25 protein-coding genes are annotated in these 26,998 nt (G+C 43.7%); 9 read left to right on the forward strand and 16 right to left on the reverse strand.

The annotated features are described in order from the left end of the window. Positions 1 to 30: 30 nt before the first annotated feature. The 6 genes from AC1DOV_RS20665 to AC1DOV_RS20690 form a co-directional block, all read right to left on the reverse strand. Entirely contained in the window at positions 31 to 1,782 is a 1,752-nt protein-coding gene (locus AC1DOV_RS20665; RefSeq protein WP_477550949.1) for a family 43 glycosylhydrolase, read from the reverse strand. Between the two features lie 84 nt (positions 1,783 to 1,866). Further along, complete coding sequence (locus tag AC1DOV_RS20670; protein WP_076267474.1) at positions 1,867 to 2,700, reverse strand: carbohydrate ABC transporter permease; 834 nt, start codon at positions 2,698 to 2,700, stop codon at positions 1,867 to 1,869. Then, complete coding sequence (locus tag AC1DOV_RS20675) at positions 2,701 to 3,597, reverse strand: carbohydrate ABC transporter permease (RefSeq protein ID WP_477550950.1); 897 nt, start codon at positions 3,595 to 3,597, stop codon at positions 2,701 to 2,703. Positions 3,598 to 3,703: 106 nt separating this feature from the next. Next, positions 3,704 to 4,990, reverse strand: coding sequence for an ABC transporter substrate-binding protein (locus AC1DOV_RS20680; protein WP_477509065.1), 1,287 nt, complete (start codon positions 4,988 to 4,990; stop codon positions 3,704 to 3,706). 599 nt (positions 4,991 to 5,589) lie between these two features. After that, on the reverse strand, positions 5,590 to 6,249 hold the full coding sequence (locus AC1DOV_RS20685) for a hypothetical protein (RefSeq protein WP_477509066.1): 660 nt from the start codon (positions 6,247 to 6,249) through the stop codon (positions 5,590 to 5,592). A gap of 97 nt (positions 6,250 to 6,346) precedes the next feature. Then, positions 6,347 to 7,597, reverse strand: a complete 1,251-nt coding sequence (locus tag AC1DOV_RS20690) for an MFS transporter (RefSeq protein WP_477509067.1) — start codon at positions 7,595 to 7,597, stop codon at positions 6,347 to 6,349. A 254-nt stretch (positions 7,598 to 7,851) separates the two neighbouring features. Between AC1DOV_RS20690 and AC1DOV_RS20695 the strand changes: the two genes are divergently transcribed. The 6 genes from AC1DOV_RS20695 (at position 7,852) to AC1DOV_RS20720 (ending at position 12,021) form a co-directional block, all read left to right on the forward strand. Next, positions 7,852 to 8,742 (forward strand): ROK family protein, encoded by an 891-nt coding sequence (locus tag AC1DOV_RS20695; protein WP_441876517.1) that lies wholly within the window; start codon positions 7,852 to 7,854, stop codon positions 8,740 to 8,742. Between the two features lie 236 nt (positions 8,743 to 8,978). Beyond that, positions 8,979 to 9,584, forward strand: a complete 606-nt coding sequence (locus AC1DOV_RS20700) for a DUF4183 domain-containing protein (protein ID WP_477550951.1) — start codon at positions 8,979 to 8,981, stop codon at positions 9,582 to 9,584. An 83-nt stretch (positions 9,585 to 9,667) separates the two neighbouring features. Beyond that, positions 9,668 to 9,952: a DUF4183 domain-containing protein gene (locus AC1DOV_RS20705; RefSeq protein ID WP_076267468.1), complete on the forward strand. Its 285-nt coding sequence runs from the start codon at positions 9,668 to 9,670 to the stop codon at positions 9,950 to 9,952. Positions 9,953 to 10,069: 117 nt separating this feature from the next. Beyond that, a complete protein-coding gene (locus tag AC1DOV_RS20710; protein ID WP_441876511.1) occupies positions 10,070 to 10,504 on the forward strand; it encodes a BclA C-terminal domain-containing protein in 435 nt (144 codons plus the stop codon). Positions 10,505 to 10,740: 236 nt separating this feature from the next. Further along, complete coding sequence (locus tag AC1DOV_RS20715) at positions 10,741 to 11,292, forward strand: glutathione peroxidase (protein ID WP_477550952.1); 552 nt, start codon at positions 10,741 to 10,743, stop codon at positions 11,290 to 11,292. A gap of 48 nt (positions 11,293 to 11,340) precedes the next feature. Continuing rightward, the gene (locus AC1DOV_RS20720; protein WP_477550953.1) at positions 11,341 to 12,021 is read left to right on the forward strand and encodes a class I SAM-dependent methyltransferase; all 681 of its coding nucleotides are present in this window, start codon (positions 11,341 to 11,343) and stop codon (positions 12,019 to 12,021) included. A gap of 63 nt (positions 12,022 to 12,084) precedes the next feature. Here the strand turns inward: AC1DOV_RS20720 and AC1DOV_RS20725 are convergent, their stop codons facing one another. The 3 genes from AC1DOV_RS20725 to rbsK form a co-directional block, all read right to left on the reverse strand. Beyond that, a complete protein-coding gene (locus AC1DOV_RS20725; protein WP_477550954.1) occupies positions 12,085 to 12,654 on the reverse strand; it encodes a TetR/AcrR family transcriptional regulator in 570 nt (189 codons plus the stop codon). 20 nt (positions 12,655 to 12,674) lie between these two features. Further along, a complete protein-coding gene (locus AC1DOV_RS20730) occupies positions 12,675 to 13,385 on the reverse strand; it encodes an MBL fold metallo-hydrolase (RefSeq protein ID WP_441908367.1) in 711 nt (236 codons plus the stop codon). A gap of 79 nt (positions 13,386 to 13,464) precedes the next feature. Continuing rightward, positions 13,465 to 14,391: a ribokinase gene (gene rbsK / locus AC1DOV_RS20735; protein WP_477550955.1), complete on the reverse strand. Its 927-nt coding sequence runs from the start codon at positions 14,389 to 14,391 to the stop codon at positions 13,465 to 13,467. A gap of 87 nt (positions 14,392 to 14,478) precedes the next feature. Here rbsK and AC1DOV_RS20740 point away from each other — a divergent pair, with 87 nt between their 5' ends. After that, complete coding sequence (locus AC1DOV_RS20740) at positions 14,479 to 15,024, forward strand: hypothetical protein (protein ID WP_477550956.1); 546 nt, start codon at positions 14,479 to 14,481, stop codon at positions 15,022 to 15,024. 23 nt (positions 15,025 to 15,047) lie between these two features. On the opposite strand, the gene AC1DOV_RS20745 is transcribed toward AC1DOV_RS20740, so the two are convergent. Beyond that, complete coding sequence (locus AC1DOV_RS20745) at positions 15,048 to 16,328, reverse strand: adenylosuccinate synthase (RefSeq protein WP_477550957.1); 1,281 nt, start codon at positions 16,326 to 16,328, stop codon at positions 15,048 to 15,050. Positions 16,329 to 16,438: 110 nt separating this feature from the next. Here AC1DOV_RS20745 and AC1DOV_RS20750 point away from each other — a divergent pair, with 110 nt between their 5' ends. Further along, complete coding sequence (locus tag AC1DOV_RS20750) at positions 16,439 to 17,317, forward strand: LysR family transcriptional regulator (protein WP_477550958.1); 879 nt, start codon at positions 16,439 to 16,441, stop codon at positions 17,315 to 17,317. Positions 17,318 to 17,359: 42 nt separating this feature from the next. Here AC1DOV_RS20750 and AC1DOV_RS20755 read toward each other — a convergent pair whose 3' ends face one another. The 6 genes from AC1DOV_RS20755 to AC1DOV_RS20780 all read right to left on the reverse strand — a co-directional run bounded on the left by AC1DOV_RS20755 (position 17,360) and on the right by AC1DOV_RS20780 (position 25,389). Further along, positions 17,360 to 19,138: a sensor histidine kinase gene (locus AC1DOV_RS20755; protein ID WP_477550959.1), complete on the reverse strand. Its 1,779-nt coding sequence runs from the start codon at positions 19,136 to 19,138 to the stop codon at positions 17,360 to 17,362. Next, entirely contained in the window at positions 19,135 to 20,676 is a 1,542-nt protein-coding gene (locus tag AC1DOV_RS20760) for a response regulator (protein WP_477550960.1), read from the reverse strand. The genes AC1DOV_RS20755 and AC1DOV_RS20760 overlap by 4 nt, the downstream gene beginning before the upstream one ends. A 127-nt stretch (positions 20,677 to 20,803) precedes the next feature. Next, positions 20,804 to 22,459: an extracellular solute-binding protein gene (locus AC1DOV_RS20765; protein ID WP_339204532.1), complete on the reverse strand. Its 1,656-nt coding sequence runs from the start codon at positions 22,457 to 22,459 to the stop codon at positions 20,804 to 20,806. 80 nt (positions 22,460 to 22,539) lie between these two features. Further along, entirely contained in the window at positions 22,540 to 23,436 is an 897-nt protein-coding gene (locus AC1DOV_RS20770) for a carbohydrate ABC transporter permease (RefSeq protein WP_076267455.1), read from the reverse strand. Positions 23,437 to 23,470: 34 nt separating this feature from the next. Then, positions 23,471 to 24,433 carry an ABC transporter permease gene (locus AC1DOV_RS20775; protein WP_477550961.1) on the reverse strand — a complete coding sequence of 321 codons (963 nt, stop codon included), beginning with the start codon at positions 24,431 to 24,433 and terminating at the stop codon, positions 23,471 to 23,473. 176 nt (positions 24,434 to 24,609) lie between these two features. Beyond that, positions 24,610 to 25,389: a YheC/YheD family protein gene (locus AC1DOV_RS20780; RefSeq protein ID WP_477550962.1), complete on the reverse strand. Its 780-nt coding sequence runs from the start codon at positions 25,387 to 25,389 to the stop codon at positions 24,610 to 24,612. A 298-nt stretch (positions 25,390 to 25,687) separates the two neighbouring features. Between AC1DOV_RS20780 and AC1DOV_RS20785 the strand changes: the two genes are divergently transcribed. Then, entirely contained in the window at positions 25,688 to 26,989 is a 1,302-nt protein-coding gene (locus AC1DOV_RS20785; protein ID WP_477550963.1) for a glycosyltransferase family 39 protein, read from the forward strand. The last annotated feature ends 9 nt before the right edge of the window (positions 26,990 to 26,998 follow it).

The following is a 26,998-nucleotide window of genomic DNA, read 5'->3' on the forward strand; positions in this document are numbered from 1 at the left end:
GTTTAGCGCCTCCGTTGCCTGAGTTGTTAGTTAGTTTTTATCGGATACAACATCGATATAATCGATTTCAAGCGGCCCGGTTGCATTTCCAAATTGCAAAGTATTGTCATCCATCTTCAGCTTTACGCTTACGGTTATCTGCTGCACTGCATCTAACTCGCTTGCGGGAATGCTTATCTTTTGGACACGTCCGCCATTAACCTTCAGCTCCAGCATCTGCTTGCTTCCAGTCCCATTAGCTACACTTAAATGTAAAGCATATTTCCCATCCATCGGAACTCTAACATGATCCAATCGAATCGCGTCCTTATCACCCTCTGCCAATTGAACAGAACGGCCATTCGATTTTGTCGAGCTTTCAATAAGCTCACTTTCTGATGAGAACTGCGCGTACTCCGCTTCAAAACGTGGAATTTCAATCGCCGAGATCAGATTAGCTGCCTGGTTTCCTATAAAAGAAAGGTTGTTTTGCCCTTCGTTCAGCGCAATTGAAGCATATACATATCCCACTTCATTTGGCTTAGTAGGTGGAAGTATAATTTCTGCACCAACCGCATCATTCACATTGACCTGAATACGCTGCTCTGTTTCCGCATCGTTTGTGTAATGGACTAATAATGGGGCATTCGTATCAAGTGACGAGGATATCCCGCTGAAAGCTAAGTTATCTTTATCAGCAGCTGCTGCATGCTCTGCGCGTATTAATCCTGTGCCCGCTGGTACTTCAATTGGTGTAGCAAGCGATAATGGAGAACCAAAGACAGGCAAACCATCCTTCTGCCATTCAATCCGCTGGGCACGCGCCTTCCGATTATTCCAGCCGTCCCCTTGACCGCTTGTTGCATGATAGACGATCCAATCCTCGGTTCCGTCTGGCGAGGCAACAAACGTATTGTGACCAGGACCGTAAACCTCAGCGTCTCCATCCATTTGCATAAGCGGCTGCTCAGCTTTTGTCCATTTCACCGGATCAAGCGGATCTGCTCCCAGCTCTAGTGACAATAACCCAATGCTATAGAACGGTGTCCAGCTTCCCGCACCAGAATAGGCAATCCATACACGGCCGTCTTTTTTCAAAATCGCTTGGCCTTCATTAATGAACGGAGGTCCGCCTGCTCTCTCCCACTCCAAATCCGGCTCGCTAAGCAATACTCGCGGTCCGCTAATCGTGTATGGATTGCTCATCGGTGCAATGTACGTATTTTGTTGTACATTTAAATCGCCTTCCCAGCCCGACCATACAAAATACAGCTGCCCCTCATGCTCAAGCGCGAGGCCGTCAATAGCCCATTTGTTTGTCGAATCCGTCACTTGACCTTTAAACGCATAGCTCCCCATCGGATCGCTGGTCTCCGCTTCGAGCGCATACATGCGATGGTTTTCATTTTCACCGTTATCTGCTGCAAAATAGATATAAAACTTTCCTTGAATATATTGAATTTCCGGTGCCCACAAATTTGCTGAATACATCGTATCCACAGGCGGGTACCATACCACCTTCCGCTCTGCTTGATTGAAGTCGAGCGATCGCGATTTCATTATCATAATATCCGTTCCGTTATGCGTAAACGTCATATAATAAAATCCATTGACGTAAATGATGCTCGGATCTGGTGTGTCCATAGATGCTAACGTATTTTTGAACGTTCCGCCATGCCCATTATAAGCTCCCGCAGCCGTAGTGTCATGATTCATTTTATTCACGATCCAAGCCCCCAAAATAATAATAATTACCGCAATCATAGATGCGATCAGAGTTATACGCTTACGATTAAGTTTCATGCCATTCCCTCCGCTTACTCGCCAACATGGACAGAAAGAGACCTTATCGGTCTCTTCTCCTTGCCATATCGGTGTAATCATTGATTATTTCACTGCCGATTGTGTAATAGCTCTCACAAAGGAACGCTGTCCAAGAATGAACACAATAACAACTGGCAGCGTTGCGACTGTCGTCATCGCCATAAGCTTGCCGTAGCTTTGGGTATAGCTTCCTGTTGCCATCATCGCTATGCCCGCCGTGATCGTGCGCATCTCTGGTGATGTTGTCGCATAAAGCGGCCATACAAAATCGTTATAGATCCCCATAAAAGTGAAGATGGCTAATGTCACCATAATTGAAACGGCGGATGGCAATAAAATGCGAGCATAAATTTGCCACTTGTTCGCTCCGTCAATACGCGCTGCTTCTTCGATTTCCTTTGGAAAGGAAGCGAAAAACTGATAGAGCAAAAAGACGCCAAACGCTCCCGCTGTTGCCGGCAAAATCAGTGCGGGATACGTATTGATTAAATTGAGGGCATTAAATTCCAAATACATGGGCAGAAACGTGAGCACGCCAGGAATCATAAGTGAAGCGATAAATAAGGAAAGCATAATTCTGCGAAGCGGCAAATCGTTTAATCTCGCCAATGCGTAAGCCGCCATAGAATCGATAATGAGTACGAGAATGGTGCCAATGAGCCCAACCGACAAGGAGTTAACAATCCAGCGCGTAATGGGTACATTCATTAATTCACCGGTCAAGCCTTGTACGAAGTTATCGATCGTTGGTTTTATCGGAAAAAAGTTCATTTTCCCGGACAATGCTTCGAAATCATTTTTAAACGATGTTGAAATCATCCAAACGAGCGGGAGGAGGAAAAATACCGCAATAATTATGGCAAGCACGATAAGCCATAACTTTTTTGTCTTTACCATTTAAACCTCTCCCTTTCTGCCGCTCGTCAGCTTGAACTGTACGATGGATATAATAATAATGAGCAGTGCCATAACGATCGCCATCGCTGAAGCTGAACCTACTTCTTTGCGTAAAAAGGCTTGATCCAGCACATTGATGAGCAGCACCTTCGTCGTATCGCCGGGTCCGCCCCGTGTCAATAAATAAGGCTGCGCATAAATATTAAAGGAAGCAATCGTCGATGTAATCATAATGAACAGCATAACCGGACGAATCGACGGTAGCGTTATTTTCGTAAATTTATTCCATGCATTTGCCCCATCTATCGAAGCAGCTTCATAGAAATCCTCTGGCACTTCATTCAGTGCATTAATAAAAATAATCATATTGAACCCAATTGTCCACCAAAGCGTCGTCACAATAAGTGAGATCCACGCCCATGGCGTATCCGTTAGCCAAGGTATGCTGTTGATGCCAAGCTTCGCAAGCATACTATTAAGAAAACCGGCATTCGTATCGAACATCATCAGCCAAATGACCGCCATAACGGAAGCTGACAACGCGTACGGAAGAAAATAAAAGGTACGAAACAAACCGCGAATTTTGGCAGGAAGCGCATTAACAAGCATCGCTAATGACAACCCAACAATGATTAAGAGTGGAACGGAAAATATGACAAACTGAGCGGTTACCCACAACCCTCTAAAAAAAATATCGTTGAGATACGTGCCTGGCGTGAAAATTTTGATGTAGTTGGCAATTCCAACAAATTCATGTTCCTTTGATAGCAGCTCGAAATTTTGAAGGCTGATATATACGCCGTACAGAATCGGGAACAGCAAAAAAATACTGAATGCTGCTAAGTATGGCAGTACGAATAAAAAAGAAGTGAATCGTGATGCTAATGTCGTTTTCAAACGGAGTCCCCCTGACGCTTTCCATATTTTCTAGCACAAGCAATCGCAGCTTTAGAAGATGGAAACGGACTCTGCTATTCCCATCCTCCTCGCTGCTTACGATTATTTATTTTTTCATTGCTTGCTTCGATTTGGCTGCCGCATCATCAAGAGCCTTTTGTGCATCTTTTTTGCCAAGCAATGCATTGTTCAGCTCACCCCAGATTGGCTCAGAGATCGTGCCCCAGTTCAATACATTTGGCGCAAATTGTACATAAGAAAATGCCGATGCTACATTGTTTTGGAAAGTTAGCGCTTTAAACGCATCACTCTCAAGCATAGGTTTCGATGCCAGCGCTTGACCGGATTCCGCCCAGTCCATGGAATTTGTGGATACGTATTTCAAGAAATCGCCGATACCTGCTGTTTTGGCTGCATCCGTTACGCTTTTTGGAATAACGAAGCCATGGGAGCCTGCGAATACCGCTTGCTTCGCTTTACCGATTTGTGGAACAGGCGCAACGCCATAATTTAATCCTGCTTCATCAAATTGTGATTTCATCCACGGGCCGTTGAATTGGATCGCATTTTTTCCTTGCAGGAACAATGTGTTTTCGCCATCTTGTTGAACATTCCCAGGCGAAACGCCGTTATCCACCATGCCGCGCAGCCATTGAACCATTTCAACCGCTTCCGGAGAGTTGTAGGCTACGTCTGTTCCGTTCCAAAGCTCGCCGCCATTTTGCCATACTAGTGTTGGGAAAATGAACTGCTGCGGCCACAAGGTTGGAACGACGTAACCATAAACGCCTTTCTCTTTATCCGTCAGCTTCTGAACCGCATCATCAAATTCAGTACGGTTAGTAGGAGCTGCTGCAATGCCAGCTTTATCAAACAAATCTTTGTTGTAATACATCACAAGCGGGTGAATATCAAGCGGAATGGAATACCACTTGCCATCGAGTGTCGAATACGTCGTTGCTGCATCTGCAAAGTCCGCTTTATTGATGCCTGCGCCCGCTGCAATCTCATCGATCGGCTGCAATTGATCTTTGCTAGCGTAAGTTGGTACTTGATCAACGTGCATAATCATCATGTCCGGGCTTTCTTTGCCTGTGCTTAGAGCCACGTCCAATTGCTTGTAATATTCGCCGTTTGGCTGAATAACAAAATTCACTTTATATTGATCTTGCGAGCCGTTATATTTGTCTACGATTTTTTTCATGAACGGGCCATCCGAGCCAGAGAATGGTGACCAGAACAAAATTTCTGTCTTTTTGCCGCTGCCGGCGCTTTTACCGCCGTCTGCTGGTTTCTCTCCGCCATCCTTGTTGCCGCTGCAGCCAGCTGCAACCAGCGCAATGATTGTGACCATCAGAAGCAGCATTGAAAACTTATTGCGTGCTTTACTCATTTTTTTGTCCCCCTAAAAATGATATTGGATAGACGTGGTGTCTTCCGTGGTTTCATCATAAGCGGAGGGGCAGAGCAAACATATGCCGCATTTATAGATGATATGGACATATTTTTGGATAGCTGCAGTTACCGAATGTGTGTGCAACGCAAAAAAAAGCCAACCAGTACGCTCTGGTTGACCTAATAATAGGAAGGGACTTAGGAAGAACGATGATGTCCTCCCCTTATTATACTTATAGCTTACGAACCGAATAAGCCTTATTTAAAGCATTCTTAATGGATTAACATTCTAATGAACTCCAAAATCGTTATTTAGAAGAAAGCAGCTCATGATACCCTGTAAATCATAATATAACGTTACTACGGTTCGTTAAAATGAAAGAAAAGCAATTTTCTGCAGCATAAGCATAATACAGTTCGTTAGAGAAACCAGCGAGTAGACTAGTTTTGAGATCGCCTACTTCTCATGTGCATAGGTTGGTGAAACGACTAAATTAGCATTAACGCTGCAGGTGCTTCGCTCTTGGAGGGTGCATTAGTTGCTGCATTGCTATTTGTGTTATTCGAACCGCCGCAGGCCGATACGAAGAGAGATATCTATTGGGTTGTTGTCTGCTGCTCCTGCTGCCTTGGCTGTCTGCCGCCGCCAGCGCCTCCGCCAAAACCACCGAAACCTCCCATACGAACAGTAATGGATTCTGCAATCTGCGTATCGTCAGTTAGCATAATAGACAAAATATCATCGGCTTTTAGATCTGCCAGCGCTATTTCTTTCTCGACCATTTGTTCATTCTCGAAGGTGACTGTCATAATCTTAGTCGTATCTGTCACCTGAATGTCCACCGTCTCCTCTGAGAACATAGCGTCCATATTCATCCTGCCGCCGCCCTCAGGAGACGTTCCATCACCAGCGGGTGGTTGCGGAGCCTCACCTTCTGCTGGAAGTTCAGCGCCGTCTGGAGGCTGCTGCCCCTCGCCCGCTCCAGGCATATTGCCCGTTCCATCCCCTTGCGGCGGACCGACTTGTCCCATAGCCGATTTGTAGAGGGTAATCGTTTGGCCATCCACCGATTTCACTTTACCCATCAAATCCGCTTGAGCCCCCATCTGCCCCATGCCCGCTCTGGCTCCATTCCGCTGTACTTTGCCCTGAGCATCCACTTGCTGATCGGATGAAACCTGTTCGTCCTGAGCTCCGCAGCCTGCCAAAGCAGCAGCGATAACGACAGCGCTAAGCATCACTTTCCATTTGTTCATATCGTTCATCTCCTACGAATATGTAATGAATAGCTTCTATTCATAACATTCTAGCATTCGATTATGAACATGAGATGAACGTAAACTGAAGCGAAAATTAACCTTTTTGAGTGAGCGGGTTCCGCTTCCAATTGCCTGATATAAATAGAAACGTACCGATCCATCCGCATATAGAAGCAATAACCAGCAGCAATGACAGAGATACACTATGCGAAAGCGATGTGCTTAAAGTCGGCCCAATCGTTCCTCGAACGCCAAAAAGCATCAAATGCAGCCCGAAAACCATTGCTTCCCGGCCAGGCGCCAGTCGGAAGACAAATGCCAATATGCCGATATCCCAAATCGCTTCCCCGATTCCTTGTATCGCATTGCCGGTTATGACCGCGGCATAGCTGCCCCAAAGCCCATATAACATCGGCACTATAGCGTAAGCTGCAATGCCGCATAACAGCGTATATTTAATATCGATGCGATCGATCATCCAGCCCGCTATCCAGAACGTAAGCAGCAGCGCTGTAAAATAAGCGACACGAGCATAACCAATTTGCAAATTGGAAAGCTGAAGCACATCTACCTGTATAATTTGATACAACGGATTTGCAAACATATTGCCAAACCCGGTAAGTGTAGTCGCCGCTAAAAAAACAGCTAGCGTTCGATTTTCTCTAATAAGCTTCCACTGCTCCTGAAGCGGGAATCGGCTCGTTTTTTTCAGAGAAGCAGGTTTATCAGGTGCCTTCTGTACTGGCAGCTTCAGTGTATTAAATAGACTTATAGAAAGAAAACCCGCAATGGAAGCCGCAATGAGTGGTCCTGACGGCCCAAAGGCATCCGACCAGCTGCCAACAAAGTAAGCAAGCGGGATCATAATAATCCCCATTGCCACCCGGACATACCCCATTAGTCTTCCGCGCAAATCAGAAGGATACATGCGCGATACTAATGCCGCATATGCAGGAGCCTGAATGCCCATTAACAGCTGAAATACAAGCGCAGCCACTACATACAAGGATGGATAAGCGAAAAAAGCCGGCAACAGCAGCAGTAATCTGCCGATGGCATTAGGAATGACGACGAACGGCTTGGGGTTATTCGCTTTCTCAATCCAAGACGCCCAAAATGGTGAAAACAATAAACCAACGGCAGGTGCTGCTGACAATAATCCAACTTGAAAATTGCTTGCTCCTTGTTGAATCGCGAATGCTACATAGAACTGGTTCATGACGACATTAAATAAGCTGAAAAGACAGGATGCACCTAAATCGATGCGGGCATTTCTCCATACATTTGCAGTCATTGGCATACCGAACTTCATGATTCGCGAACTTTCCTTGGCCTCGGATTCCATTTGGGCAGCTACCTTCTTCTCTAGGTTGATGATATACGCACGGAGGACCCCTTGCGCCGCAAAGGATCCTCTCTCAAGCACTTCATTCGATTGGATATTACTACACTCCTCACTTTTTGTACAGCATTAGTTGATCAAAAAAGCATACGCTTCCAAAAGGCACTGATACGTTCGGTTCTTTCTAATATTCCTGTAGTATGATAGACTTTTTCTCAAAGGTTCACAGTCATTTTCATATCATTGGAGGGTATTACGTGAGTATTGCAGTAGGAATTGATATTGGTGGAACAAAAATAGCATTTGGCTTCGTAGACGAGCAAGGAAACGTTATTGCGAAAGGTTCATTAAAAACTAATCTGCAGATCACGCCCGCAGACATGCTTGCGCAGGTTGCAGACGCGGTAAAGCAGCTGGCCGAGCAAAATGGGCTATCACTAGAGACGCTTAAAGGAGTCGGAGTAGGTGCACCCGGACCACTTAATACGATCAAGGGTGAGCTGACTTGCCCTCCAAACTTAAAAAGCTGGTGGGGTTTCCCCGTTGTAGACGCATTGCAAGCCCATCTGCCGCTACCGATTAAGATGGAGAATGATGCCACCGCTGCTGCCCTTGCTGAGAAATGGGTCGGCGCTGCACAGGATTCCGAGCATTTCATCTTTATTACGATAAGCACAGGCATTGGCGCCGGCATCTTTATGCATGGCAAGCTGCTTACTGGATCAACAGGAAATGCCGGCGATGCTGGCTTTATGATTATGGATCAAGCCGGTACGCCATGGGAAGTCGTCGCTTCCGGTACAGCCGTTGCCCGTCAAGCGACGGAGCTGCTCGGCCGAGACGTTTCTTCCAAAGAAGCATTTGAGCTGGCGGCGCAAGGCGACCCCCAAATGTCCGAGCTCGTTAACCGTGTATTCAAAACAATCGGCATGGGCTGTGTATCGCTAATCAATATTCTTGATCCGAACAAAATCGTTATCGGCGGCGGCGTATCACAAGTAGGCGAACCACTTTTTGCAGCCGTTAGAGACTATGTATCCAAAAACGCGCTTAACCCATCAGGCAGGGAAACGGCTATCGTACCCGCCAAGCTTCAGCAGGACGCTGGACTAATCGGCGCTGCCGCATTAATTCAACAAGCTTACTAAGCGGTTGAAATTATAATATTGAAGGAGCTGCTGTTCGAGGCTATAAGCCTTGTACAGCAGCTCCTTTTTTGCGTGATGAATGAATAGAGTTATATTGGAACAGTTGGTTACTCCGTTACCTATTTTCATTTAAATAGTTTACAGCCTAATTGTAATGGACGTTTAGTCCATACCGCTGTTCGATAGCGTCATATCATACCCTATATAGTTTAATATTTAGGGAGGTATGAATGAGCTTGGGAAATCCACTCGCTACAAAGAAGAAAACAATTCGTATATGCCCAATAAAAAGAAAGAAAAAGCACAAAAAGATCATTAATTTCAAGAAGAAGCCTCATGCTGCCTATCAACATGACTCACAAGAATCTCGAGGGCTACAAGGTTCGCAGGGGTCTCCAGGACATCAAGGTACACAAGGTCTTCAAGGTCTTCAAGGTCTTCAAGGACTTCAAGGTGCTCAAGGACCTCAGGGACCTCAAGGTCTTCAAGGACCACAAGGTCCTCAAGGGCCCCAAGGCGAATCGGGATCTATTATCGTCCCTTCTGTTATCATTTTACCAGCTGCCCAAAGATTTTTTTATAAGATGACCTCAGATGCCGAATCCCAACTCACTATTCCAGCCGATGATTTTACAAACGATGAGGGAGCATTCATAACCGCATTTGTAGGCAATGATCCAAATAGCTATAGCAATCTCTATATTAATGGGATACTGCAAGCAGGCAGTTTGTATATCATTAATGAAAATAATTTGAACATTAATCTCGATAATCAAACTATTTATTCGGGAACGCCAATCATTCTCGAAACCGTTACATTCTCGGCTATCGTTGTTCCTTAGTTCAATCTATTAAACTCCGCGATTCAAACCTTCCCTTTTTCGAATACTAGCATAAGTTAGTAGAGAGAAGAGAGGTGATATATATGCCAATCACAAAACCATTCATGGCTGCCAGAAGATTTAGTGCCACAGCAGGGGACGGAACTGGAGTCGGTGCTGCGTATAATATTCTTGCAACAGCAACAACGAATGACACCGGTACAGCAGCAACAGCATTTCCAACTGCTCCCGCCTACTACAATCTATATATTAATGCACAGATTCAAACTGCAGACACATCAACGGTTACGACTACTGCTATTACTATTCCAGACGGTGATACACTCGATCCTTTGACTCCAATTGTAATCGAATTTGTAGTAAACTAACCTAATTTGTTGACTTGGTGCCGACAATACTTCTTTTTTTATTGTCGGCATTGTTTTTCATTAGAGGTTATTAATTCCTTACATAGCTTCTAATCATAAATAAGGAGTTGAATATGAATGCCGATCATTTACCCTATCTCTCCCCCAATAGGTTCGGGATATATTTATAATATCAGTGCTCAAACGGTTCCGGTGGAGGCAGATATTACTTTTGATACAAGTGTTATTTTCACACCCGGCATTACGCATTCCCCTGGAACCAGTCAGATTACTGTTTCCACCACTGGAAATTACGAAGTTACTTTTTCAGTGCCGGGAGTAGAACCAAATCAATTCGCCTTATTTTCAAATGGTACGCTAGTTACAGGATCCATATATGGTTCAGGAGCTGGTACTCAGCAAAATAATGGGCAGTCTATTATGGCTCTAGCGGCTGGAAGTATTCTCACACTGCGAAATCATAGTTCAACTGCTGCCGTTACGCTGCAAACTCTGACCGGTGGCACTCAAACAAATGTAAATGCTTCTGTTATAATCAAAAAATTAAGTTGATTTCTAATCCACAACCTCACGAGGATGTGGATTTTTCTTTCCTGCATAATTAGTTAACTTTATAATTATTGCTAATGGCATCGACAGTTTATTGCATTTGCCTATAACCATTATTTTCTTTATATATTAGACCAATAGAATATTTGGCTATATGATAGATTGAATCATACAAATGGTTTCCATATTGCGCAGTTATTGAGGAAAAAATAAATCAGTAACACAGGGAGGTTAACCACATGTCGATTTATGATTTTCAAGCGATCTCCATTTTCGGAGAAACAGTAAAGCTGTCATCCTACCATGGAAAAGTTATCTTGATCGTCAACACGGCAAGCAAATGCAGTTATTCACGTCAATTCAATGATCTGCAGGTGTTATACGAAAAATATCAGGAACAAGGATTCGAAATTCTCGCTTTTCCTTGCAACCAATTCAACGAGAAAGAGCCAGGCAGCAATTCTGAAGTGAAGCAATTTTGCGACATCAACTACAAAGTTACGTTCCCTCTGTTTGAGAAAACGCATGTGAGAGGAGCATCAGCTCTTCCATTATTTCAATATCTGACGCAGCAAGCTCCGTTCCAAGGCTTTGACACAGAGACTGCGAGCGGACAATGGATGCAGCATTTCCTGCAGGAGAAATACCCAGAAATATTTGCTGGGGACGGGATCAAGTGGAATTTTTCCAAGTTTTTAATTAATCGCGACGGATTTGTTCAAGAAAGATTCGAATCGACGATAGAGCCCATCGCTATTGAGCCTGCTATCATATCGCTTCTATGTACCTAAGGAGTAAGCCAGTGAGAACATATTCGAGTAGTCTAGGAGGATAAACGGATGGGGATAGAATGGTACGATCGAATTGCACGAAAAAATGGCGGATATCGAAGCAATGCGGTATTTACGATCGAAGGCATTTCAGCTGAGCAATTATTTGAAGAAAGATTAGTTGAAATGCTGCCTGCATTTGATACGGTTCTTGATGCGGGTTGCGGACACGGCGATTTTACACTAAAGATGTCACGTCATGCTAAGTCGATTGTTGGATTCGATAATTCAATTGAAATGATTAAGATTGCCAACTCCATGAAAGATGAGAGCCACGCTCATAATATATCGTTTATTTACGCGACTACAAAAACCGATTTGCCATTCACCGACGGACAATTTGATCTAATTTACGATAGGCGCGGACCAACGTCCATTTTGAATCACAGCAGAATACTACGCTCGGGAGGTACGATATTTGGTATACACTCAGGCGCACTAGAAATGGTCAAAGAAAGATTGCACAGTAATGGATTTATAAATATTCAAATTGAAGAGTTTAATCAAGCTGTTTTCTATTTTCCAGACACAAATGAATTTGCTAAGTTTCTCACAGGCATTCCCGGGAATCCTGACTATACTGATCCTTCATTAAGCAAGGATTTCGTCGCCAAAGTTGAAGAGAATCAAATCAATGGAAAACTAGGCGTAAAAGAATACAAATATATTTGGAAAGCTAACAAACCTTAAATTAATATCGAAGCGGGAGCCAATCCACTCCATTAAGCATCTCTGGCTCCTGCTTCTTTTCTATCATGATTCAACGCGGAGACCGTTCAAATACGTTTGGATGACAATTTTTAAACTTTCGTCGATAGCCTGCGGCATGCCAAATCCACCCTTTTGTTCAATCGAAGCGAATCCGTGCAGCAAGCTGCGCAATCCCCGTACACGGTGAATGGCCTTGTCATATCCAACAAGTTCATAATAGCTTAGCGTCTTAACGAGCAAATCCACAAGTTGCTCTCCAATTGCTGCATATTCTGCTTCATCCGCATCTGGCGAGCGCAGCGTCAGCTCATACACGCCTGGATGTTTTCTTGCAAAAGAAATGTAGGCAGAAGCAATAGCATGAACTGCTTCATCGCCTTCTTTATTTTGTAACGATTCATTTATCGCTGCAAGCAGCTTCTGTAAACCGTAGATAGCCAGCTGGATGCGCAAAGCGTTTAATCCATCCACATGGTTATATAATGAAGGAGAACGCACTCCAAGCTTCTTGGCAAGCGTCGCCAGCGTAACCTCTTCGATGCCTAGCTCATCTGCTATGGCAGCTGCTTCCTCTACGATAGTCGCCAAATCAAGCCCTCTTCTAGGTGACATAGAATCCCCCCCTCTCCTATTTATTTAACCAAAGAACGTTCCGCTGTGGCAATCGCCTTATCCAATAAACGTTTAGGCTGCAGCACCATGTTGCCATGGCCAGCAGCGAGCAACGATGGTTTCAAATCTCTTAACCTTCGAGCCGTCTCCAAACTCGTTTGTTTATCCCAAGTAGCCATTGCTGGAAAAGGAAACAGCAGCTTTATCTGTCCTGATACTGCAACGCCTGCTCTAGTTTGAAAAGCATCTCCTACGATGAGAATGTCATTCCTCGTATCTAGAAATGCCATTGAACCAGGCGTGTGTCCCGGTGCAGCTACCGCAAGCAAAGAGCCCACGCGATCACCATCCACGAGCAAAACATCAGGTTTTGTTCGAACGTTTTTAGGCAAACCGCCACGTATGGGCAAGCTGCTCTCATTAGGATCTAGCGTATGATCACCGCTAAGCAGTCTTGCATCTCTCTTGGATATAAACACCTGTGCATTTGGAAGCCTTTCTTTCAGCCCGTCGAGCGAACCAATGTGGTCCGCATGAGCATGAGTCAAAACAATACGGGTAATCGGCTTGCCAAGCTGTTCCGCTGCCCTCAGGATGGCATTGACGTTGTTTGGAAGTGCGGCATCCACTAATGTCAATCCTTCCGCCTCCTCTACCAAGTAACAATTTACTGGAAATACCTTCGGTAAATAGGTCAGCTGTACAACCGTTTTCTCGCGTGTCATTCTCATTTCAAATGGCCTCCTCAACAAAAACTAATGATATTAGTTTTATAATAAACTAATGCCATTAGTTTTAGCAAGCCTATTTTTAATTTTTCTGTTCGCTTTGAAGAAAAGCTTCAATTTCTGCTTTAGTGGGAATCGATGCTTGGGCACCTTCCTTCGTAACGGCTAGTGCTGCTGCTCCTGCAGCAAAGATCAAAGCCTGTTCAGCCTGGCATCCATCAGCGCTTGCAGCGGCGAATGCACCGAAGAAAGTATCGCCCGCTGCCGTCGTATCAACAGGTTTTACTTTGAACGCAGGAATCGTAGCTGTGTCGCCTTGCTTATTTTGATAGAAACAGCCTTTCTCCCCTAATGTAATAATGACGTTTTTTGTTCCTTTGCCCATGACTACTTCTGCTGCCGCTTGCGCTGAGGAAACATCGTTTACCGTTAAGCCCGTAACAACAGCCGCCTCGGTTTCATTTATAATAAGAGTATCAATAAGCGGAAAAACATGCTCAGGAATAGCCCTTGCCGGGGCAGGGTTATAAAATACTTTACTGCCGCTGCTGCTAGCACTATTCATGACGGATAGCGTCGTCTCCCACGGTATTTCATTTTGAAGCAGCACGGCATAAATATCCGACCACTCTCCATAACCCGCGGCTGCATCCTTGTCTGTCAGTTGACCATTCGCACCCTCAGATAAAACTATATGGTTTTCGCCTTCACCATTCACAGTAATAATAGCGAAACCTGATGTTCCTTGCTTGCGTAATACTTGACTAGTGGAAATTCCATTATCTTGTAAAGATGTGATCAATGTCTGAGCAAAAGGATCCTCGCCAACTGCGCCGATCATCACACATTCCGCACCTGCGCGAGCCGCTGCAACCGCTTGATTTGCCCCTTTGCCGCCCGGAAAAAACGAGGTAGCTGCACTGGAGATTGTTTCACCCGGGAGCGGGAATTTTTCGACCTGACTAACGATATCCATATTTATGCTTCCAACAACGAGTATTTTTTTCATCGTTTATTCATACCCTTCCCTAATTAACGATTCAGTTCATTCTTTTGAATGCATGTACCTATTTTAACAGAAGGAGTAGATCTTCACATGATTACCGCTTTTATTATCGGCTGCGAGATAGGATTTTGGTTATTTGTACTTATCGGCTTATTATGCCGCTATATTTTCCGTTTAAAAAAGCTTGGCGCTATATTTTTGATTGCAACACCTCTCATCGATTTGGCATTGGTTATTGCCACTATTTATGATCTCCGCGGCGGCGCAACAGCTACCTTCGCACATAGCTTGGCTGCAATATATATCGGGGTTTCCATCGCTTGGGGTCATCGAATGATCAAATGGGCTGATGAAAGGTTCGCTCATCGCTTTGCCGGCGGACCTGCTCCTGCTCGCAAGCCGAAATATGGCAAAGATCATGCTCGCTACGAGCGAAATGGCTGGCTGCATCACTTGCTCGCATGGGTGATAGGCGCCGCCATTTTGTATGGTATGATTTTAATGGTCGGCGATGCGGTGCGAACGGAGGTTTTATTTAACACGCTTCGTTTATGGTCGATCATACTCGTCATTGATTTTGCCATCAGCTTTAGCTATAGCCTATGGCCACGCGCCAAAAAAGCAGAATCCAATTAGGATTCTGCTTTTCTTTTACTAAATTATCGTGTGATTAGCTGCTCACGACGCGGACCTACCGATACGCTTGCAACTTTTACGCCAATAGCTTCTTCCACAAACTGAACGTATTGCTGCGCTGCCTCAGGCAACTGCTCAAAAGTTGTAACTTGCGAAATATCGCAGTTCCAGCCTGGCAAACGCTTAAGCACTGGCTTAGCGGAAGCAAGCGCTGCTGTCACTGGGAATGAGTCCTTAATGATTTGTCCACCCAATTCATAACCTATGCATACTGGAATTTCATCTAAGTATCCTAGAACATCAAGATTGGTCAGCGCAACCTCCGTAGCCCCTTGCAGCATGCAGCCATAACGCGTAGCCACCGCATCAAACCACCCCATTCGGCGCGGGCGCCCTGTATTCACGCCAAATTCTCCTGCGTCGCCCCCCAAACGGCGAAGCTCATCAGCCTCCGCACCTGTCAGCTCACTGACGAACGGTCCGGCTCCAACACAGCTGGAATATGCCTTAACTACCGCAATAATTCTCGTAATTGCATAGGGTGGAAGACCCGCGCCTACTGGCGCAAAGCCCGCCAGCGTAGACGATGATGTGGAGTAAGGATAGATGCCGTGATCCGGATCACGCAGCGCCCCAAGCTGTCCTTCCAGCAATATCGACTTTCCAGCTCGATACGCATCATTTAACAGCTTCGTTGTATCACAAACGAAAGGCCGCAGCTTCTCCGCTTGCTCGAGCAGCACGGTCAGAAGCTCCTCCACTTTGATCGGCTTTCTATTGTACAACTGCTCAAGCAGTACATTCTTGGCTGCCAAGGATTGCTCTAAACGCTGCAGCAATCGCTGCTCATCATACAGATCCGCAACTTGTACGCCAAGCTTCGCATATTTATCTGAATAAAATGGAGCAATGCCTCTTTTCGTCGATCCGAAGCCGTTTGAGCCAAGCCTTTCCTCCTCCAGCTCGTCAAATAAGCGGTGAATAGGCAGTACAACCTGTGCTCGTTCGGATATTCGAATTTGCGGCTCCGGTACTCCTCGTGCTATCAGCTCAGTCCTCTCCCGCAGCAGCACTTCAATATCAAGAGCAGTGCCTGGGCCGATGACGTTCGTAATCTCTGGATAAAAGACGCCAGACGGCAGCATATTCATCGCGAATTTACCGTAGCTGTTAATAATCGTATGCCCAGCATTGCTGCCTCCTTGATAACGTACGACAAATGAGGATTTGGCAGCTAACGCATCTGTCATTTTCCCCTTGCCTTCATCTCCCCAATTCGCTCCCACTATAGCGGTTACCGTCAATTCAATCGCCTCCTAATGTTGTTATTGCCCTTTAAAGTTTATTATAATGAATCATGTGACATTAAAATAATTGATATAACTAATAGCTCGTATTAGGTGGGATTATAACTTTGATCGTAAACATGGAGTGGTATCGCGTCTTTTATTGGACGGCTAAGACAGGAAGCTTATCGCGCGCTGCAGAACAGCTTTATATTACACAGCCAGCCGTCACGCATACGATTAAGCAATTAGAGGCAAAGCTAGGCGGCCAGCTTTTTTTCCGTATGGCCAAGGGGGTTAAGCTTACGACCGAAGGCGAGGTCCTCTTTCGATATATCGAGCAAGCGTATAGCTTTATTGAAACAGGGGAAAAAATGCTCGCAGAAATGCACAACCTGCAAAGCGGTGAAATTAGTATCGGTGCAAGCGACACGTTATGCAGGCATTATTTGATGCCGTATTTGGAGCAGTTTCATACGGAATATCCAGAGATTCGCATTCGTGTGACGAATCGAACGACCCCTGAAACCATCCAGCTTCTAAAGGAAGGGAAAATTGATTTCGGAATCGTACATATGCCTGCTTCGGACAGTCAGCTAGACTTTCGGTTAAGCGTGCCCTTGCAGGATATACTCGTCGGTGGTCCCGCGTATTCATCTCTTGGTGATGCCGCCATCGAGCTTGAGGATATTAGCAAGTACCCGTTATTGCTTCTAGAAAAAGGTGCAGGCACACGAGAGTTCCTTGACGAGTATGCCGCAGCGCATGGTACAAAGCTCACGCCAGAGCTTGAGCTTGGCAGCATGGATCTGCTTGCAAAGTTCGCACGAAGTGGCTTTGGGCTGGCCTTCCTCGTTCGCAGCTATGCTGCTGATGAGCTTGCTTCTGGCGAGCTCGTCGAAATTCCGCTGATCCCGCCCATCCCCGCACGCAGCATCGGTATCGCAACGCTTCGCGGTGTGCCGCAATCCGCAGCATCCAAACGATTTTTGGAGCTGCTGCCTTAGCCGCTTGGCAAAAAACGAAATGCATAAAAAAAACGTCCTATTCTAAATAGGACGTTCTGGTTCCATATCTTTTTTTCTAGCTGGAATCGTAATCGAAATGGATGTGCCCATTCCTCTTTTACTCACGATCCGCACGCCGTATTCTGCTCCAAAATGAAGCTTGATCCGCTCGTCCACATTCCGAACCCCGTAGCCCACATTCACTCTCTCAATAGGATCGGACATTTGGCGTAAAATCTCAGGATTAATACCAACGCCGTCATCAATGACTTGGAAGGTTATTAAATCCCCCTCCATCTTGCCTACGATTCGAATGTTAATCTGTGCTCCATACCAAGCATGCTCAAGCGCATTTTCGATAAAGGGCTGTAAAATAAGCTTTACGGTCGTAAATCTTAAAATATCAGGATCAATGTCAAACCAGATTTGCATACCGTCTTCGAATTTCGTCTTCTGAATATTGATATATGCATTAATCTGCTCCAGCTCATTCCGAATCGGAATAACGGTTCTACCTTCATTCAGAGATAGCCGGTAAAATTTCGCTAAATCAAGCACCATTCGCTGCAGCTTATCTACCTGTCCAAACTTAGCCAATCTACTGATCGAGGACAATGTGTTATATAAGAAATGCGGATTGATTTGCGCTTGCAGCGATTCCAGCTCCGCTTCCTTTTTCTTCATATTTGTCATATAGACTTCTTGAATTAATCCGTCAATATTATGACCCATATCGTTTAAAGCGAAGGAAATGCGCGTAAATTCATCCTTCCCTTTAAAATGAATCTTTTTCTTGAAATTCCCTTCTTGAAAGGCATCCAGCACACGAACGATTTTGATAACCTTACGGGAATAAAAGCGAGAAATATACAAGCCTGCAAGTGAAAATACTACAAAGCAAGCCAAGCAAATTAAGAAGGTCCAAAACTTTACCTTGTCCGTAGCCTTCTCCATTATATCGGTTGGAACGAGTGCGAGCAGCTTCCAATTCAGCTGTGGAATCTTTTCCTCTACGGCCCAATAGTTCGCCATTTCCGCTTCACTCAGCGATTCACCAATATTAAAATCGGTATCACCGGAGGAGAACATAATTCTTCCATTCTCGTTGAGTGCAAAAATTTTCGTTCCTTTACCGATTTTCTCAGAATCAACGCTCTCGAGCAGATCGGTAAGTCTCAGGCTAATACGAACGAAACCAATTTCCTCAAGCGTAATGGGATCATTCATATTAACAAGTCTTCTGAGCAAGGAAATATGCCCGAATTTTGTATCCCCTTCAACCTGCTTCCACTGCATGGTCTCGCCATACCGCTCTACGGGGTAATCTATATACCATGCCCTGTCCTTAATTCTAGTAATATGGTACAAATCAAATAATGGCCCCTCCGCGTTCAGCGGATCGGTATTATTATAATTGTGATAAATTTCCGGCAATGTATTGTTATGTAGATAGACTGCAAGGCGCATTTTATTGCTTGCTGCCTCCACCGTTGTTTGCATTTTTGGAAGGAGCTGCTTCGTCGTGGCTTCGTAGCTAACCCAGCCTTCTTCATAATGACGCAAATAGGATGCAAGATTACTGTCAAAATAAAGCATGCCGGATATACGTGACACATCCTCCATTTTGTACATAATATTGTCCTTCATCTGAGCCAGTGTACCAAGATTAATCTCGCGGGTTCGCTCTTGAATGGAGCTTGTAAAAATAACATTCGCTGCATAGCCAATTAGGATCACCGGCACCATGATAAACAAGCTGTAGGTGAGCATAATTTTGATCCCAAACGGAATATAACGATGCTCCTTCTTATGTTTGGTCATTTTCGTCTAAACTCCAACGGCGTCATACCGTACATTTCTTTAAATTGTTTGCTGAAATATGGCAAGTGACGATAGCCTACTTGATCGGCTATCTCATAAATTTTCATATTTGTTGTTTTGAGCAGCTCACACGATTTCTCCATGCGCAGCTGAATAAAATATTCGCTGAAGTTTTTACCTGTCTCCTCTTTAAAAATAAGGCCAAGGTAGTTCGGCGATAATGAAAATTGCTCCGCCAAATCACGCAATGTAATGTTATCATGTGTACGTTCTTTCATATAATCAATCATTTGTTTAATAAGCTTCCAATTTTTTTTGTGCTTGTTTGCCTGCAAAGTTTCGGATATTTCGTAAACCCTGCGTCTCAGCCACACATGAATATCGTTGATCGTCTCAAACTGCATAATGATATCGTAATTATTCAGCTCCATGCCAAGCAGCTGAAATACATTTTCATTCGTTCTTTGCAAATAATTATCAAGCTTCATTACGATATAAAGCGCATAGTTGCGCAGCGTAAACTTTGACTTTAAGTTTTTGGCAACCTGAAATAAGTCATCCAGCTCATCATGAATGCGAACGAGCTCATAACCCGACATCGCAACAAACAATGCTTCCAGCTTCGCATCGAGATGCTTGACATCCTCTTTCTCTGCCGGCCTAACCTCACCGTGACCAATGACCTTTCCTTTGCCGTAAAACATTTTCAAATCCAAAGCCTCTACGGCCTGACGGTAGGAGGCCGAGAATTCGTTGATCGAATCACATAATTCACCAACGCCTGCGGTAATGGAGAAGGTATGCTGTTCGTTGACTCGATTTACGATCTTTAGTGGCAAAACATCTTTATCCGATTGCTCAATGAGAATCGCAACCCGGAATTTGCTTATTTTACAAATATGCGAAATGCCAAACTCCTTACAGATCGATACCACTTGCTGAATCTCATCCTGCTCTGCCCGCGTCTCATCGTTCAGTTTCCAAGACAAATCATCCACTTCAATTACGGCTACTAAGCCGGGATAGAGAAAACGATTCATCTCATATTCTTGACTCAATACCTCAATGGTTTTTTCATCGCTCGTTCCTTCAAGCAATTGCAGCATATATTCATTTTTTACGATCGGAACCATTTGACCATATGTATTTTGCCGCTCTTGCTCATGGTCCAAAACATCTCGAACCTTAAGAAGGGAATCAATCAGCTCCTGATCATCCATCGGCTTTAAAACATAATTGACAGCATTAAGCGACAATGCCTGCTTAACATAGCTGAAATCCTGATATCCGCTTACGAAAATAATTTTAATATCCTTCGACATCTCGAGTGCGCGTCTAGCCAGCTCAAGCCCCGTCATATTAGGCATACGGACGTCAGTTACAAGAATATCTATTTTTTCCGTATCCAGCACTTTACAAGCATCAAATCCGTTCATCACACCCGCTACGATTTCCATACCGAGATCTGTCCAAGGAATAAAAGCACGCATACCTTCCAAATCCAGCTTTTCGTCGTCCGCCAGCAATACTTTATACATGATGTTATCAGCTCCAATTAGGCAAAGGCTTTACGTACATCGAACATTTCATCGTTCTATTAAAACGAAAAAACTCGGGTACACTAAATATCTTAGTATACCCGTCGTTTTTACGAAAAGCTATGGCTTATTCAGCTTTCATTTTTGCAAGGTTAGCTTGCCATTTTTCTGTTTTGAATGCTAGCAATTTATCATAACCAGCAGCTTGAGCATCTTTTTCGCCTTTATCAAGAACAGCTAGTACTTCAGCATCATTTTTCGCGAACAATGCTTTTGCTCTAACTTCTAGGAACAAGTCCTCGATACGTTGACGGATGATACCTTCTTCTGTATCCGGTTGTGGATCGATGTTAATGAATTCTGTTGCATTGGATTGCGTTTTCCACGTAATTTCACGTTGGTAACGAGTAGACCAGTTTTGTTGCTCAACTGGCAACGACTCTTCAAATTTAGCTTTTGTTGTATCTAGGAATACTGTGTTACCAACCCAGTTAAGGTTCGTTGTGATCGCTTGAAGCTTACCAAGACCGCCTGCATCAGAAGTGTATTTTTCTGTGAACTTCGGAGTTTCGCCGTCAGCTTCTACGCCATCCCAATAGATTCCTGGAGGTCCCCACATCAAAGCGCTTTGTCCTTCAGGACCAGTCAACCAGTCATAGAAAGCGAAGATTGCTTCTGGGTTTTTAGCGCTTTTCGTAATAACCGTTACGTTCCAGCCTAACATACCATACGTACCAGGGAATACTTTGTTTTTGTCAACGCCTTCTTTATGAATCGGCCAGATCATGAAATATCCAGCTTCTGGATCGTTTTTCGTAAGCTCAGCATGTGCTTGCATTGCAATTTCAGTCGGGCTTGCTGATGCAAATACTGCTACACGGCCAGTCATTACTTTTTCAGTAATTTGGTCAACTGTTTGTGTCATTGCATCTTGCGTAATCAATTTTTCACGGAACAGCTTGGAAGTGTATTGCATTGCTTCACGGTACTCAGGGTCAAGGAAGATCGAAGTCAGCTTGTCGCCGTTAGGTACAGCACGCATACCTGGGAACTTCTGATCGTTTTCTTTGAATGCAGAGTACAATACGTCAAGGCCTTGTCCATCTTTTGCTAAATGCGGCTCGTAAGGAACAACATTCGGATATTTTTCTTTAACCAGCTTCAAGTAGCTGTACAGATCATCTGTTGTTTCAAGCTTAGGTGAACCAAGCTCTGTGTAGATCTTTTTGTTTACAACATAACCAGAGTTGCCGTTTGGTTGTTTTGTATACCAGTTAGGGAATTGATAAAGCTTGCCATCTTCTGAACGAAGCATGTTGATGCCTTCATCGCCCAACCATTTTTTCAAGTTCGGATATTTATCAAGATAGTCGTCGAATGGAACAAGCAGATCAGCTGTGCGCAATTTCTCAACATCAACGCGCTCTAGCCAGATCGCATCAGGAAGCTCGCCAGTCGCGATCATCGTATTCAGCTTTTGTGGAGCCGCACCACCGGAGTGGATTGGTTTTACGTTTACTTTCTTTGTATCTCTAATCCAAGTACTCGTAATGTCGCCGCCCCATGCTGGCATAGTGTACCAGTCATAATGGCCATAAAGGGTGAAATCAAGCTGCTCCTTGCCAAGTTCATAAACCGATGCCGGCTTATTGCCGCTATTTTCCTCCGGCTTGCTTCCTGTTTCTCCGTTTTCTGTTTTACCGGAATTACCGCTACAGCCTGCCATTAAAGAAACGGCCATAAATGCAGAGACGATTGGGACGAGTAGTTTTCTTTTTTTCATCTGTTTATTATCCCCTTTCAAGCTCATTTTTATATGTTCAAAGCTTGCGCTCTAAACCACATGTCTTATTAAACTGCCTGCTACTCTTTCAATGATCCAACAAGAACACCTTTAACGAAATATTTCTGAACGAATGGATACACCATAATGATAGGAATCGTGGCAACCATCATCGTTGCCATAGACAACGATTTGCTCGTTACCGTTCTCATTTTGGCTAACTGCCCTTGCGCTGCAGAATCTAGCTGTGACATTTGATCCGATACGATATTAGAGTTCAAAATCTGCTTAAGCATCGTTTGTATAGGAAGCAGCTTCTCATTGGTGATGTAGATACTTGGACCAAACCAATCATTCCAATGAAAAACAGCCGTGAAAAGCGACAACGTTGCAATAACGGGACCAGAGAGTGGAACAACAATGCGGAAGAAGATACCCCAGTTGCCGCTTCCATCGATTTTCGCCGATTCCTCAAGCCCTGCAGGCAAGCCTTGGAAGAATGTGCGGAAGATGATCATGTTCCAAACGCTGACTAGTGTTGGAATAATGAATACCCAGAATGTATTCATTAAGTGAAGCTCACGAATGAGCAAGAAAGAAGGAATAAGTCCACCACTGAAGTACATCGTAATGATACACAAGATCATGTAAAACTTGCGGCCCATCAATTCTTTCTTCGAGAGGCCATAGGCGAATAATGCCGTTATAAATATGGATGCGATTGTACCGACAACCGTCCGACTGATCGAAACCAGAAACGCAGTTACCAATCGTTCATCCTTGAATACGATACCGTAGTTTTCTAAAGTCCAATCACGCGGCCAAAAGGTTACGCCCCCCATGGAGGTGTCTATTCCGCTGTTGAAGGATATGACAAGTGCATTCCAGAATGGATAAAAGGTCATAAAAGCTAGTAACGTTAGTAAGATGTAGATGGTCACCGTCATCACGCGGTCTCCAAAACTGAGCCTGATCACTGCATCATCCGCCTTTCCGGGCTAATTGTATAGTTTACCACAAGCTGCTGCCGGCCCTGCGTGCCAGAAAGTTCGCCATTGTCAAAAGTCCTACGCTGATAACGGCTTTGAACAATCCAACCGCTGTTGCGTATGAGTATCTAGAGCTTTGTATCCCGACTCGATAAACGTACGTATCGATAACATCTGACACGTCCCTGAGTACAGGGTTTACAGCAAGCAATAGAATGTCTTCGAAACCTGCATTGAGTAGATTACCAATCGCCAGAATCATGAAGATAAGGACAACCGGCATGATCGAAGGCAATGTGATCAAAAAGATTTGTTTGAATTTACTCGCACCATCCATAGATGCTGCTTCATACATGCTAGGATCAATACTTGCTATTGCTGCTAGATAGACGATAGAGCCAAATCCAATTTCCTTCCATACCCCAGTCGAAACGAGGATGGACCAGAATAATTCTGGAAGTGATAGAAAGTTGATCGGTTCATCGATAAAGTTCATTTTCTCAAGTACGATGTTAATGCTTCCATTGTCCGTGGACAGCATCGACATAATCAGTCCCGCAACGATTACCCATGACATAAAGTGAGGCAGGTAACTTACCGTTTGAACCAGCCGCTTAAACATTAAGTTTTTCACTTCGTTAAGCATAAGCGCCAGCAAAATCGGTGCCGGGAATCCAATGAAAAATTTCAACAAGCTGATAATAACCGTATTTCGCATGACCTTGAAAAACTCCGGGGAGCTGAAGAACATGTCAAAATGTTTTAATCCAACCCATTCGCTTGCCATAAAACCTTTGAAGATGCTGTAGTCTTGAAATGCCATCAATATACCGTACATTGGGATGTAACTAAACACGATGATTAGTAACAATGCCGGCAATACCATCATTTGAATGTCCCATTGTTTTACGAAACGCAGAAACGCATTTTTAGTTTTAGGTTTTGGTTTTTTTAATAGTTCTTCATTAACGGATAGTTGCGCCACTACTCAATCCCCCTTGCTCTAGTTGTTCTACTAGTATTCTATCGCGATCATAAACGCACTAATAGCTATCTGAACAACTAAAAATGATACTTTTCAATCATTGGAGTAAGCGCAATCATTAATAAGTATAAAAAAAGCAGATCGAGAAATCGTCTCGATCTGCTTTACATTTTTTTTCATTTTGCATCGCGCCTTCCGTAGCTGGCAGCAAAATGTTTCATTTTTTTATAGGCCGAAGGATCAAGCTTTTTAAGAGGATGAAATTGCGGATGATTGGAATTCACCTCAAGAACCCATAACTGCTGCTTCTGATCATATGCAAAGTCGATGCCAAGCTCGTGCATACCCGATCGTTTTTTACTTAATGTCCGTGATATTCGCAAGGCCACCTTGCTTAGTCTGCTGATCCGCTTATCAGTTACTTCAATAGAAAGTCCTTGCCTTTCTCCAAGTTTTTTCATCGAATAGATTGCTCCGCCTTGATAATAGTTCGTTACGATTTTATGGCGAGCTCCTACCTTTACCATTAAACCCGTACAAACCCACTTGCCTTCCGGCTTCCGCTGAACCATCGCTCGAATATCGTAGGGACATCCATCCACGCGATCTAATGATATTCCTTTTTGAATAATGAGCTTACTCGATTTCATTTTCTTTATTTGCGAATAAGCTTCGGAAACGGAATGATAAAATTTTTGTATTTGTTTTTTCTTAACGATTGAATAAAGCTCATAACCCGAATTCACCCGTTTCAGCTTAAATATGCCCAAACCGAGTGAGCCAATATCTGGCTTGACATAAACGGTGTTATGACGGTTTAGCATCATCTGCAAGTGCTCACGGCTGAATGATACCGTATTCGGTACATACCGCTTCAATTTTTTATTCGCACATAAGTATTTGCAGACCCGCAGTTTTCCTCTTATATTGCGACTTGCATACTTTTTCTTATACACAAAAGTTCACCTCAGCTTACTTTATGACAGGATGAACAAGTGCAACTGTACGAACGTTTATAGACAGCAAATATACTAATCCATTTTTCTTCCAACGGATTGGAACATTTTTCATATGATACACGTTATAATGGAGTTAATATAAGCGAAAGGTGAGCAGCAGAATAAAAACTAGGAATGATAGGAATGGTTGTAACTTGAAAGAACTCGTTTAACCCAAATAGACCCATTAGACACAAAGCTTGAGGTCACATTATTATTTATAAGTGTTATAAATCATGAAAAGCGGGGCAATGAAATGAAAATTTTTCAAAAAGTAGGCAATGAAGCACTTTTATACCGTATTATTTTAGCAGCTGTTGTTGTGTTTTTCATTGCAATAGGAACATTCATAACGTTTCAGCAAGGCAGCGATATGTATTTAGGCAATTTCGAAGAATATAATAACGATGATGTAAAATATATACGAAGTGCCGAGACATTACTTAATGAAGGTACATTTACTTATCACAAAGTAGAAGATTCGACTGTATTTATTATGCCTGCCCTTACGATGGTGTTGGCATTTTGTATGAAGATATTTGGATATTGGAACGGAATTACCGCATTCCGCATTCTTCAAGTTTTAATGATGGCAGGAACGATGATTCTTCTTTATCAAGTTTGTCGACGATTTTTCCATGAACGAATTGGTGTAATAGCAATCCTACTGTTCGCGCTATATGCACCTAACTATATGGCAGCAAATTTGATTTTAACGGAAGCGTTTGGGCAGTTATTTTTATGGCTCTTTATTTATACCGGAATTGTAGCTGTAGATAAAAAGAAGTTGAGTTGGTTCGCCATTGCGGCAGTATGTTTAAGTATCGGGATATATGCAAGGCCAAACTTTGCACTCCTTCCGGTCGTATTTTTAATCTATATGCTAGTTCGAGGATATAAAATAAAAGAGATTATTAAACCAGCTATTGTTGTATCTGCTGTAATATTAATTTGCATTTCCCCTTGGTGGATAAGAAATGCTGTCGTATTTGATAAGTTTATTCCGCTCACGCTCTCGTCCGGCAATCCATCTGTATTAGGAGCTATGATCGATTGGAGATATCCTGCTGGTGCAGAAGAGAAATTCAAAGAGGACTTTACGCGGTTAGGCGAGGCGAAAGATGCCATCGAATCCAATGAAATTCAAGCTGAGCTTGCCAAAAAAATTAGAAATTATGGATTTGAAACGGATCGCAATCGTTATATTAAACATTACACCGTTGATCGGGTAGTCGATATGGTCAAAGTACCTTATTATTGGAAGCCTGTACTTCATATTTCGAAACCCATCGTGGGCGTATATCACTACGTGCTGCTATTGCTCGGAGTAATTGGGTTGCTCATGACCGTTATTTTTAAAAGCAAACGTAAAGAACTATCTATATTGATAATAACCATTTTATATTTCATATTTACATCACTGCCATTTATTACGTTTGAACGATACGGTTACTTCATTATGGCGTTTATCACGATATATGCAGCCTATCTCATTCATGAGTTAGTTGAAGCTGTGCGTTCGAAGAAGAGAAGTTCTTTGAGACAACCAAACCATTAATGGGAGGAA

Source organism: Paenibacillus sp. 01T47 (assembly GCF_056398245.1).